The sequence below is a fragment of the Oleiphilus sp. HI0080 genome (genome assembly GCF_001635135.1).
In genome coordinates this window covers 1-12,847 of record NZ_LWFU01000759.1, presented here as the reverse complement: position 1 = coordinate 12,847, position 12,847 = coordinate 1, and the positions used below count along the sequence as shown (strand labels likewise).

Below are 12,847 nucleotides of genomic sequence, written 5' to 3'. Positions count from 1 at the left end.
ATCAACTCTGAAATAAACTCGCTACTTGGATTCGAAAGCACGCCTGCATAATGTTTAAGCTTATAGCGTGGTGAGAGGGTCACATCGCCCTTGTAACTCTGAGAAAGCAACGAATACATTTGGCCTGAAGTTTGTCGAACGATGGAGTTTGTTGTGTTTTTCCGAAGATAATCAAAAACCGCTTCACCATGAAAGCGCAGCTCCCCTTTCAAAATTCGTGCAGGTAAATGATGAAGTTTGTTGGATTGCTCATGCTCTTCTTTTAGAAATGGAACAACATGAGGATTCGTCTGGCTGACAATACTGAAGTTCACATCATGCAGATGCCTCAATCGTTCAATAGGTAAATCGGACACGACACTGCCATCGACCCAACGCAAGCGAGGCATATAGGGCGATTGTTGCCCAGTTTCATCTTTTTGTTGTAGCTGAACGGGCGGAAAAATTGTTGGAACCGCACAAGATGCCAGTGCAGCACTCCACATCAGCAGGTATGGCGAGGTATAGCCACTGAGTAATCGCTCTTTTTGATGATGTTTTACAGGAGAGACAGAAATATTGACGCTGCGCCCTGTGCGCTCAAAAGCCTCCTGCATCGTATAATCGCCGATGTAGTCACGAATCGTTTCTTGTAACTGGCGCTGCTCCATAAAACCTTTACCTCTCAGGCCACTCAGCAAGCCTGCCCATTTCCATGGCTTCAGAGACAAAGCATTCGGATCGAAAAACTCAGGCAGCTCTTCATCAGTATGAGTGCCCAACAATGCAGCAATAATAGAACCGGCACTTGAACCTGCAATTACCTGTGGCAAGAGATCCCTCTCCCAAAGCGCTTTTACCGCACCGAGATGGAAAGCACCTAAGGATGCTCCTCCGCTCATGAGGAGTGCAGGACGCCCATAGCTGAGCAATATGGCTTTGAAGAAGTCGAGCTTTTGCGCTGGAAGCAGCGCCGATTGGGGATGATCACATAAGTAACGTAAGGCGATGCAAACTTCATCGACATAATCATCAATCAAACGTTTGGTGCCGAAATAGCTCTGGTTGTACAAGCGAGGATCGCCCATATTACCAAGATCGTGATGCAAGCCCTCTCTTAAAGCACGGCTGAGCCCGGACAGATCGTTTTCGAGTCGTAAGTTTCGCAGAGCGTGCATACGCTCTGACAATACTTCAAAGTTATAGATATCGGAGTATGGATCGAGTTTCCATTGCTGATGATCTAGCGCCTCATCTAAAGTCTGAGCAATCTCGGACCATTGCTCATAGCTATTTGCTTGAGAAAGATATCGTTGTAACTTATTGATATGCGCCTGTTTATTGATCACTCAGCCTTCCTATATTCTTCAAGTGTTCAATAAATATAGATCAGGCAGACGAGCACAAATGTGCATTTGATGTGCTTTGATGTGAAGCAATGTAAAACCACCGGTTTATTAGGTGGCTGTTCACAGTTTTCGGACTTAGTTAGAAATCTTCCAAATAGAGATCGTCAGCCGCAAACTCATCTACGACGGCACCATCTCGAATTAAAAACTCGCGATTCTGCAAATACGCGTTACGGATGAAAATATAGGGATCATTCCCTGTTATTAAGCCCTCAACACTCAGAAGATCTGCGCGAAGATCCGTATACTTTAGGCCCTGAATTGCGAGCCTCTCTACGGTCGAAAAACTCTCTACATAGTTCAAAGGCTCGGTATACGTATCGGCTGCACGCCCAAAGGAATCGCGTATCGTCGATGGACCAAAGAACGGCCAGACAACGTATGCGCTGTTCTCATAGCCCCAAACTGCCAACGTTTGGCCAAAGTCTTCTTCGTCATTTCGCAGACCAAAATGTGTTGCAACATCTATAAAGCCCGCTAAGCCAACCGTTGTGTTCCAAATCACCCGATTGAGAGTCACCACAGAATTATGAAATTTACCTTGAAGCAAACTGTTCGCAAATGTTTCTACGTCATCAAGGTTATTGAAGAAATTCGTTACGCCTTGATTCAAAAACGATGGCATCACGAAATCGTAAAACTGCGCGACAGGCTTAGCGAGATAGATATCGAGCTGCTCGTTAAAACTGAACATCGCCCGGTTGAACCCTTCATACGGATCAACATCCTCTTCGTCTTCTACCGCGGACGCTGAAAGCGTTATTAGCATAAGAAGCGCGAAAGCGAGAATATATCCCTTTTCTCTTTTAATCCGTTGAGCTAAGTTCACAAGGCTGTCGAGTTCCGTTTAGGGTCTTTTTGCTTCAGGAAGCGCATTTCTTGACGATTACGCTGCCCACTGAATAGCCGGCACCAAAAGAACAGATAACCCCGGTATCTCCCACATTAAGGTCATCACGATGCTTGTGAAATGCAATGATTGACCCTGCAGAGGACGTATTTGCATATTCATCTAGAATTACAGGCGCTTCCAAAGATTCTGCTGGCCGTCCAAGTACTTTTTTAGCAATCAGCTGGTTCATATTTAAGTTGGCCTGATGAAGCCATAAACGCTTTATACCTTCCGGTGCAAAACCATTCTCGGATAGATGCTCAACGATCATATTCGCAACCATTGGCGAAACTTCTTTAAATACCTTTCGCCCCTCCTGAACAAACAGCTTATCCGCTTGTCCTTGAGCTTCAGGAGCGCAGCGATTCATAAAACCAAAGTTGTTTCGAATATTATTCGAAAACAGGGTTTTTAATTTGGCACTCACCACTTCGTAATACGTATCGACGGCCATTAGATCTTGCCGCTCAACCAGAATTGCGGTTGCAACGTCACCGAAGATAAAGTGGCTATCTCTATCTCGGAAGTTTAAGTGTGCAGAGCAGACTTCTGGATTAAGTACAAGCACTGAGCGAGCCGTTCCTGCTTTCACAAGGTCCAACGCCGTTTGCAAAGCAAACGTAGCCGAAGAACAGGCCACGTTCATATCAAAAGCGAAGCCTTCTATTTCGAGCGCATCTTGCACCTCTATTGAAATAGCTGGGTATGCACGTTGCAGGTTCGAACATGCCACAAGCACTGCATCTACATCTTTGCTTGTTTTATTCGCTTGACCGAGAGCCTGCTTTGCAGCCTCTGTGGCCATTTCGCAAAGTACGCTGGGTTCGGAATTGGGGCGTTCAGGAATTCTTGGTGCCATAATTTCGGGATCAAGGATTCCGGATTTATCGATAACATAGCGGCTTTTGATGCCACTCGCCTTCTCTATAAAAGCGGAGGAAGATTCATGCAATGCCTCAACGTCACCGGAGGCTATTGCCTCTTCATTTTCAGCATTAAAAGCAGCGACATATCGATTAAAACTATCGACGAGTTCATCATTGCTAATAGATTGAGATGGAGTAAATAAACCGGTACCCGTAATCGCGGCCTTGTACACAAACTTCCCCTTTTTAAACCCGTGCTCATAAACACAAAGTTAAACATAATTCTGATACTTAACAACTATACTCGACGCACCAGCTGCCACTGTTTGTTGAGGCGCTTTTCCGAGACGGTCTCTGATGTACCAAGCTGTTGGGCGAACCATGATACGCGCTGCTCTTCGATTAGCCAACGGAATCTTTCAAGTTCAATATCGTAAATACCCTGTGCTTGATGCTGTTCGAGACGGGACGTATATTGATCCCACCAGTTTTTCAACAGAGGCAGCGCCTTGCGCTCCAAAGCCTGCTCGCGCCCCATCTTATCGAACCGCACAGAGCATGCTTTTAAATACCTTGGAAAATGACTTAGATTGTCATAGGGCGTTCTAGAAAGAAAACCATCGAAAATAAGATTCTCGACCTGGTATTTTATATCGCTCACCGACATCGCGACGGTAAAGTTGATTTTGCCTTTAAGGCATTTCATTAGCTCGTGATACTCAGCAAGAATGCGGACAGACAACTTCGCGAAGTCGCGGCTAAACGAAACGAAGTCACCGCGCTTCGATTGCCAACATTCCTCAAACTGCTCCGCCGTCGAGGGCAGGCCGTCACTAGCGAAATGATTCACAATGCACGCCATCGCAAAGTCGTCGTACAGACGCTCAGCCTTTCCTACTGGCGCGTAGAACAACCCCATTTTTTTATAATCAAGAATTTCTTTCTCAAACAATGCTATCTGGTCTCGCAGCTTAAAGTACAACAACCGGGCGAAACCGAGTCGCGTCAAACGCTGTGCTTCTAGCGCATCGTTTCGGGTTGTTTTCAACACTTTAGTACGCTGATCAATCAAGCACGGATAGACCTTTAGCGTGATGCCTGTTTGCTCAAGCTCTAGCTCTTTATCGAGATTAAAGCTCCATGTTTCAACGTGCTCATCTGCGACAGCTGATTCTTTACCGCTTGCTTTTGAGAGAGGGTTAGCACTCAGATAATCATCTGCGACATCGACAAGATCAGCCAGCTCCCGACTTTGTCTGAGAACTTTTCCGTCATCATCCAAAAGCTTAATGTTGAGGCGCAAATGTGGATCCAACAACGCCACATTCCATGCCTCTATCGGAATACTGACGTTCGTCATAAAACGCAGCTGCGCAGCGAGCGTTTCCAAAAGCGGTTCGCTGCTCGCTTCAACCTTATCGAATATTTTGTCGACAGTATCGGGAACAGGAACAAAATGTTTTCTCAGACTTCTAGGAAGATTCTTTATTAATTGAATGCACTTTTCCCTTAGCAAGCCCGGGACAAGCTTTTCAATTCGCGATGCCGTTACCTGTCGAACAGCACGAGCAGGAACGGAAACACTCACGCCATCCTCATCGGTGCCAGGATTGAACGCATAACTTAAGGGAAACTTGATCCCATTATTGTCCAGCTGATCAGGGAAAAGATTGGCATCAAACTCCGCTGCATTGTCTAGCTTGAGATCCTCCTCTTTGAACTCAATCTGTTTTTTTTGCTCTTCGCTCGCTGAACGGAACCACTTTTCAAGAGCAGCATCACTCACGATGTGGTTGGGAAGCAGCCGGTCATACAAACCATAAAGCGCCTCCTCATCTATAACGACATCTTTACGTCGCGTTCTATCTTCAATTTTTTCCAGCTCAGCTAACGTTTGTAGATTCGTGCGTATCGCTTTAACGCGCCCCCGATACTCGCCCTCAACCAATGCGCTGCGAATAAAAACCTCACGCGCAACGCGTGCGTCGATCGAGCCATAATTAACCAATCGACGCGCGACAATCTCCAAACCGTATAAAGTGACTTTCTCAAACGCAAGCACTTGGCCCCGTTTACGTTGGTAATGCGGTTCACTCCAACTTTTTTTAACCAGATGCTTGGCGAGCGGCTCAATCCAGTCTGGCTCTATGCGCGCATTCATCCGAGCAAATATCTGCTGCGTCTCTACCAACTCGGCAGACATAATCCACTTCGCTTTGGATTTAGCTAGGCCCGACCCCGGATAAACTTGAATCTTTTTGTTCCGGCATGCCAAATAGTCACGCTTTTCTTCATGCCTCGCAACATTGGATAAAAAGCCAGAGAGCATCGCCATATGCAGGCTCTGATAACTCTTGTTTGCTGTGCCAGTTTGATCAACATCCATCGCGTCGCTTTTTTCTGACTTCGAATCGATCACGACGCGTTTAGCATCAGATTGTGTTGTCCAGGCTTTTGTAGCTAAAAGGAGCTGCCTATGCATTTCGCGCCACTCTCGCATCCGCATAAAAGAAAGGAAGCTCTTCTGTGCAAATCGCTTTAAAGCGCTACTACCTAGCGTTTGACGCTGCTCTTCGTAGACATTGAACAGCTTCAACAATGTCGCGAAATCTGAATCTACATCTTTAAAAACAGCATGTGCCTGATCCGCAGCTTGACGCTTCTCCGCAGGTCGCTCGCGAGGGTCTTGAATCGCCAAACCACTGACGACAATCAAGGCATCATGGAGGCAATCTGACTCATTGGCTTGATAAAGAATACGGGAAAGCTTCGGATCGATCGGGAGCTTCGCAATCTCACGACCAAGCGATGTAATTTTGTTGTTTTGGCTAACGGCACCCAACTCAAAGAGCAGCTTAAAACCATCGTTCCAGAGCTTGGACTCGGGCATATCAATGAAAGGGAATTTACGAACATCGCCGAGCCCGACATCCAACATTTTAAGCACAACAGAGGCTAGATTGGTACGTAGGATCTCGGGATCCGTAAACTGAGGTCGACCGACAAAATCTTCTTCTGAATAAAGCCGATAACAAATACCTTCTGCAACTCGTCCACACCGCCCTTTTCTTTGATTGGCGCTGGCTTGAGAGATCGGCTCGATAGGTAGGCGCTGTATTTTAGAACGCACGCTGTAGCGCGACATTCTTGCTAAACCGCTATCGACTACATAGCGGATGCCAGGCACTGTAATCGACGTTTCTGCCACATTCGTTGCCAAGACGATGCGCCGACCAGAGTGCCCCTTAAAGATTCTAGATTGCTCTTCGTTACTCAAACGTGCATAAAGAGGAGTCACCTCGGTGTCTCGCCATTCTGAATGACGCAAGTGTTTAGCAACTTCACGAATCTCTCGCTCGCCGGGCAGAAAAACGAGAACATCACCGATCCGCCACTTCTTGTCCCGCTCGTCTTGGATAATCCCCTCAATGGCCTGCTGGACTTGCTCAGGAAGACTTGCATCATCCCCGTCTGAGGCCGGTTGGTATTTCACTTCCACGGGAAACGTTCGACCCTCAACCGAAATAACGGGCGCGCCACCAAAATGCTTCGAGAAACGCTCAACATCAATCGTCGCCGAAGTAATCACGACTTTAAGGTCTTTTCGTTTATGAAGGAGATTTCGCAGGTAACCAAGCAAAAAGTCTATATTCAAACTCCGCTCGTGCGCTTCATCGATAATGATAGCTTGGTACTTTGAAAGGTAAGGGTCATTTTTTATCTCGGCCAGGAGAATTCCGTCGGTCATTACCTTAACAAGCGTTTCGGGCTGACTTTGGTCAGAAAACCGGACCTGATAACCAACCTGATTACCGAGCTCTACGTTAAGCTCATCAGCGATTCGATTAGCAACAGTCCGTGCAGCAAGCCGCCTTGGTTGAGTGTGTCCGATCAAACCTTTATCCGATAAGCCAAGTTCCAAGCATACCTTTGGGATTTGTGTCGTCTTACCAGAACCTGTCTCGCCCGCAATAACAACAACCTGATGCTTTCTTAATATCGCGCGTATTTCATCCACCTGCTGAGACACAGGAAGGTTATCGGGATAATGTATTCGGACGCCTCTATCTTGGCGCCTCTCTACTAAAGCGCATGAATCTCTGAAGCTTTTTTCTATCTGAGTGCAGAGCTTAGCGAGTTCATCCCCCTCGAGACCGTCTACGCGTGCAATCTTTCTGCGCAAGTGGTGCTGATCTCGGAACATGCACAAACTTAAATCAAGGGCTTTAATTGTACTGATTGTATGTTTTTCAGAAGACACAAAAATTCTTAAATCTTATTAGATACAGTTGCTTACACGATGTTTATTGAATCGCATTGATTGTGGCCTATTCTAAGTGAATACGACTTAACTTGAACGGAAATAAACATGCGGGTGATTGAGAACATTACTTACGACGAACTTCACGTCGGAGATTATGCCACATTTACAAAAACATTAACGGAAGATGAGCTCGTTTTGTTTGCAGCTGCATCTGGCGATGTCAATCCAGTATCGCTTGACGCAGAATACGCAAAGAAAACAACATATAAAGAACGGATTGGGCACGGTATGTGGGCTGGTTCTCTTATTTCAGCTGCGTTGTCAACAGTTATTCCAGGGCCAGGAACGGTCCACCTTGAGCAAAACCTCAAATTCGCTGATGCCGTCCGAGTCGGGGATACTCTAACCGTGACACTCATCGTGAAAGAAAAGCTCGAGCGCCACCGCGTCGCAATGGACTGCAGAGTCAAAAATCAGGATAATAAGGAAATTCTCACGGGCACTTCCCTAATTGTTGCCCCGACCGACAAAGTATCCCTACAGGAACCCAACCTGCCAAGGATAGAGATAGAAAGCTAGCAGCCAAAGAGTATTTAAAGAGCGATACATGACGACGCGCGCAGAACAAAAACAACGAACGCGCAGAATGATTTTAGATGCTGCACTCTCTTTGTTATCAGACAACCGAAGCTTGGATAGCCTTGGCCTTCGCGAAGTAACGCGAGAGGCTGGGCTGGCGGCCCCCTCGTTCTATAGACATTTCCCGAACATGGCGGAACTAGGGCTAGCCCTAGTAGAAGAGGCGGGGTTATTTCTGAGACAGATGCTCAGAAAAACAAGGCAAAGAATTGGCGAAACCGAAAGCGCTATCGACACCTCTGTAGACACCTTCATCGAATTCCTTGAACAATATCCTGTTCATTTCAGAATCTTATTACAAGAACAAGTTGGCTATTCTGATGAATACAGAAAAGCGGTGCGTGCTGAGGTCGACAACTTCGTTACCGAGCTTGTGAGCTACCTAGATGCGCGCTCTGACGCGCTAAATAGACCAAAGCTAGATGCTCAAAATACGGCTGAAGCAATGATCGCGGTTATTATCTCGATGGGTACAAAACTCACTGTACTTGATCGAAGAGAAAAGCAACGCATTCGCGATAATACCGCTGAGCAGCTTCGTATTGTAATGCGCGGAGCACTATCCAAGCGCTAGAGCCCAAGAATTAACAACAAACCTGATTGTATAGCCGCATTACCAAATAGAAAACGCGCCAGCATCATTGACGCTATTCACGGTCGCTCGAGGCAATCCAAGCACCAACGTACCGCCATATAAATCAAGCGCCTCAATGTCTGCAGATAAAGCCGATGCCGACTGGTCATCCTCAAATACACTCAAGAGCACAGGATCCTCATAGGTGGTATGGTCAATCACCTCAGCATGGCCCCTAATAGCTGAGTAGCCATTAAAATCAGCAACAACGCCAGGATTTGCAACCACTAAATAGCGATCTTCGACACGCATTACTGAACCAAATTTTGCTCCCTGTTTTGGTTGACGAGATTTAATGTAGTCAGACAAACCCAAAACCTCGTCATCATCCATATCGTAGCGATATACAGCACCATAATCTCCGTCAAGAGGCGTAAAGCCAGCGGGCCCAACATTCTCTTCAGCACCGACGTTAACCTGATCAGAAGCGCTATCTTCACTTGGTGCACCAATAAAAAAGGACGTCCCTACGATAGCAACGGTGGAACCGAATAGATCACCTTCGTCATTGTTTTGTGGTTTCAGATAGGCCAACGGAGTAATGACATTATTTTGCTGGGGTGTTTCATAAAGCATCACTGAACCTGATTCAGCGTTGCTCGCAGCGACAGGATTTTGGTCAAGAAAGGCAGGGTCAACAACTCCGTTAAAAACAGGAAGGTCGTCAATATTTGCTGCGTCTTTGGGAGCCCCAATCGCGACATAGTTTTCTGTTGCGCTTATAGATGAGCCGAACTCCTGGCCATCATGCTCTATGATTGATCGGTAGGTCAAAACCGAATCAAAACGTCCATCGCTATCTCTTCGATATTGAAAAACCGCTCCCTGCGGCGTCCCGCCACCCTGTCTCGCGAATGGCGCACCAACCAATAACTCACCGCCTACTTCCGCTAACGCGGTCCCAAACCCGTTGTTTGGATACGTAGCATTAGCAGAGTTATCGGGGCTCTTCAGATAAGAAATTTCTTGCGCAGTACAGCCCTCACTGATCAAAAACTCATATACTGCTCCACTATTTGCGCGATCATAAGTGAGACTCAAATTTTCCGCCGAAGCATTCGCAAATCCTGAGAAACCGCTGTCGTCACCCGGAGCCGATACGAATAAACTGTAGCCTCTAACCAGCACCTGATCTCCAAAGCGATCACCCACTCTCGCCCTGGTCGCCTTAATCAAACCACAATAATCGTAGCGTTGGTTCTCTAAATCGAACTCATAGAGCATCACTGCACCAGAGTTTGCTTTTCCAGTCGAAGACGGCGTGACGTTTGCCGGCACAAAACCGGTTTCTAAAGAGGACTCTTTGGGCACACCAACCGCTAAAAATCTTCCGTTAAAAGAAACACTATGCGCGGCACTACCGGCAAGCGATGCCAACGGACTTGGTTCGATGCTCAGCGCAGTTTCCTCAAAAGGGTGGCGCTCAATATCAAAGACAAGCTCAAAGTTTACGTCTTTACTAACGACATACTTCTCTATTTGCTCAACATCGCCATTTTCATCTAGAACAGGATTTCCATCTGAGTCGAGAACATCTTCTAAAACGCGCTGCGCTTGAAACCGACACTCATCCCTCTCCTCGTCAACAAGGTAGGACATCTCAACACCTAAAACGATCTCTGAAATGTTTTGATCTAGCGGGTATTTTGCCTCCACCCCATTTTCAATTGACGCGATATCTGTCGCGCCGTCTCCTTTCCAAATCAAAGAGACGCCGCCAGAGCTGGTTACTTCGCCATTCGAAAGCGCAATCGGATCTTCTTGATCTAGAGTGGTGAAAGAAAAGAACAAACTACTCGCGAGTGCTGGCACACGGACTGACGCACTCGCGTCAGAGTTGCTAATATCCTGCACCGCGTAGTTCAGCTGGGAGGTGCGCCCATCAAGTGAGCGAGTTCTTGCTTCTAGTGAGGCAATAACAGGCGTGACAATTTCAGGCGTTGCGCACTCAGGATCAGACTTAACCTGTTGCGATGGAATAACCAGATCATTAGTACGAGAACAGGCGCTAATAAGTGTGAGTAGCAAGGCTACGGGTATAAAGCGGAAATACAAGGCAACGTCCATCTAAACAGTACAAAGCGATATTATATAGGTCTTATAAATATCGTAAGAGATTCATGACACACTTTGAAGCCAAAAGCACTTTTGCCTCTTTATCAGCTACAATACAGCCCTCCAAATACAGTAAAGAAACCTAAGACATGCCAAACAGAATTTTTTCAATTGCACCGATGATGGACTGGACAGACAGACATCAGCGTTATTTCGCACGGAAGATCACTAGGCATGCACTGCTATACACCGAGATGGTCACGACCGGCGCTATTATCCATGGTGGAGAAGAGCGCCACTTGGCCTACAACAATGAGGAACATCCACTAGCGCTTCAACTGGGAGGGAGTGACCCCAAGCAGCTCGCACAATGTTCAAGTATCGGCCAGAAGTGGGGCTACGACGAGATTAATCTAAACGTAGGGTGCCCTAGCGATCGCGTGCAGAATAATATGATTGGTGCGTGTTTAATGGCCCATCCTAAACTTGTCCATGACTGCTTAGCCTCAATGCAAGAGGCCTGCGATATTCCCGTCACCATCAAACACAGAATCGGCATCGACGAACTCGACAGTGAAGCCTATCTTGAGGAGTTTGTAGGCGCTGTCGCAGAATCCGGCTGCAAAACGTTCATCATACATGCTCGCATCGCGATATTAGACGGGTTAAGCCCAAAGGAAAATCGAGAAATACCTCCATTAAAATACAACAGAGTCTACGACATAAAAAAGAAGTTCCCGAGTCTTGAGATTATTATCAATGGCGGAATCAAAACGATTGCTGAATGTCAGACGCATCTGCAACATGTCGACGGCGTCATGTTAGGTCGAGAGGCCTACCACAACCCTTGGTTACTCTCGGAGGTCGACACTAGCCTCTACAATAAATCGACCACTGTACAAACTCGTGAAAACATTCTTCGGGAAATGTATCCGTATATAGAAGACCAGCTGGCTCGAGGTCAGAAGCTAAGTTACATTACACGCCATGTTCTTGGGCTTTTCCATGGGCAGTATGGCGGCAAACAATTTCGTAGATACATTAGCGAGAACGCACACAAACCAGGCGCAGGCATAGAGGTACTAGACAAAGCACTTGAATTTGTTAGATCCACTCAAGCAGCCTAGAATAAAACTATGTTGAGTGATGCTATTCGGTTCTAAATCAGATCGATTTCGATTAACTTAAATCTTTAAAATCACAAAAAAAAGAAGTAAACCTATGGCGAGCAAACTAGAACAACTTAGAACCATGACCACGGTAGTAGCTGACACAGGAGATCTCCAAGCGATTAAGCAATGGAAACCTGAAGATGCAACGACAAACCCTTCCCTTCTTCTCAAAGCGGCCGCACTAGACGAGTACCAACCCCTTATTGCCGACGCAAAAAAATACGGAGCAAGGCATGACGTCGATAGCCAAGAACAATTAGATCTGGCTTGTGATTATCTTGCTTGCTCTATTGGTAAAGAAATTTTGGGCCATATTCCCGGGAAGATTAGTACTGAAGTGGATGCTCGGCTGTCTTTTAGCACGGATGAAACTGTCAATCGTGCACTCAGGCTGATTGATCTATACGACTCAAAAAACGTAGCAACAGAACGGGTATTAATTAAAATCGCGTCAACATGGGAAGGCATACAAGCGGCTAAAATTCTTCAACAAAAGGGCATCAACTGTAACCTGACTCTGCTCTTCGATTTTGCGCAGGCCCAGGCGGCTGCTGATGCTGGCGCGTTCCTCATATCTCCGTTTGTCGGTCGAATTTTAGATTGGTATAAAAACGATAGCGGAATCACTGATTATCCTGCTAACGAGGACCCAGGTGTATTGTCTGTGCAGCAGATCTACAGGCACTACAAAGCATCGGGCTACGATACGATTGTAATGGGCGCGAGTTTTAGAAATACAGGCGAGATTGAGGAGCTAGCGGGCTGTGACAGGCTTACAATCAGCCCTCAACTGCTGGAAGAGCTGTCTCGCGATGAGGGAGATTTGCAACGCAAGCTCTTCGCAGATAGCCCAAAGAATGGAGACGTCAAAGCGCTTTCAGAATCTGCGTTCCGCTGGGATATGAATGAAAGCGCTTTGACGTCTCCATTCTTTGGG

Annotated in this window: 9 protein-coding genes; 4 read left to right on the top strand and 5 right to left on the bottom strand. The window is 46.6% G+C overall.

Translation table 11 applies throughout. The features are described from left to right. The 4 genes from A3751_RS15920 to hrpA form a co-directional block, all read right to left on the bottom strand. On the bottom strand, positions 1 to 1,328 hold a 1,328-nt coding region (locus tag A3751_RS15920), incomplete at its 3' end, for a DUF3336 domain-containing protein (RefSeq protein ID WP_068457856.1). A gap of 139 nt (positions 1,329 to 1,467) precedes the next feature. Beyond that, positions 1,468 to 2,157, bottom strand: a complete 690-nt coding sequence (locus A3751_RS15915; RefSeq protein WP_068490457.1) for a VacJ family lipoprotein — start codon at positions 2,155 to 2,157, stop codon at positions 1,468 to 1,470. A 94-nt stretch (positions 2,158 to 2,251) separates the two neighbouring features. Then, on the bottom strand, positions 2,252 to 3,379 hold the full coding sequence (locus tag A3751_RS15910) for a beta-ketoacyl-ACP synthase III (protein WP_068457852.1): 1,128 nt from the start codon (positions 3,377 to 3,379) through the stop codon (positions 2,252 to 2,254). Positions 3,380 to 3,444: 65 nt separating this feature from the next. After that, positions 3,445 to 7,407, bottom strand: coding sequence for an ATP-dependent RNA helicase HrpA (gene hrpA / locus A3751_RS15905; protein ID WP_156492536.1), 3,963 nt, complete (start codon positions 7,405 to 7,407; stop codon positions 3,445 to 3,447). A gap of 108 nt (positions 7,408 to 7,515) precedes the next feature. On the opposite strand from hrpA, the gene A3751_RS15900 reads away from it, so the two are divergent. Then, a complete protein-coding gene (locus A3751_RS15900) occupies positions 7,516 to 7,989 on the top strand; it encodes a MaoC/PaaZ C-terminal domain-containing protein (protein ID WP_068457850.1) in 474 nt (157 codons plus the stop codon). Between the two features lie 28 nt (positions 7,990 to 8,017). Further along, positions 8,018 to 8,623 (top strand): HTH-type transcriptional repressor FabR, encoded by a 606-nt coding sequence (gene fabR, locus A3751_RS15895; protein WP_068457849.1) that lies wholly within the window; start codon positions 8,018 to 8,020, stop codon positions 8,621 to 8,623. Between the two features lie 39 nt (positions 8,624 to 8,662). On the opposite strand, the gene A3751_RS15890 is transcribed toward fabR, so the two are convergent. Then, a complete protein-coding gene (locus A3751_RS15890) occupies positions 8,663 to 10,738 on the bottom strand; it encodes a hypothetical protein (protein WP_156492535.1) in 2,076 nt (691 codons plus the stop codon). Positions 10,739 to 10,887: 149 nt separating this feature from the next. Between A3751_RS15890 and dusA the strand changes: the two genes are divergently transcribed. Further along, on the top strand, positions 10,888 to 11,865 hold the full coding sequence (gene dusA, locus A3751_RS15885; RefSeq protein ID WP_068457845.1) for a tRNA dihydrouridine(20/20a) synthase DusA: 978 nt from the start codon (positions 10,888 to 10,890) through the stop codon (positions 11,863 to 11,865). 94 nt (positions 11,866 to 11,959) lie between these two features. Further along, on the top strand, positions 11,960 to 12,847 hold an 888-nt coding region (tal, locus tag A3751_RS15880; protein ID WP_068457843.1), incomplete at its 3' end, for a transaldolase.

Coding starts and splice junctions, on each gene's coding strand:
- A3751_RS15915 (WP_068490457.1), bottom strand. CDS start 2,157: ATGCTAATAACGCTTTCAGCGTCCGCGGTAGAAGACGAAGAGGATGTT.
- A3751_RS15900 (WP_068457850.1), top strand. CDS start 7,516: ATGCGGGTGATTGAGAACATTACTTACGACGAACTTCACGTCGGAGAT.
- fabR (WP_068457849.1), top strand. CDS start 8,018: ATGACGACGCGCGCAGAACAAAAACAACGAACGCGCAGAATGATTTTA.
- dusA (WP_068457845.1), top strand. CDS start 10,888: ATGCCAAACAGAATTTTTTCAATTGCACCGATGATGGACTGGACAGAC.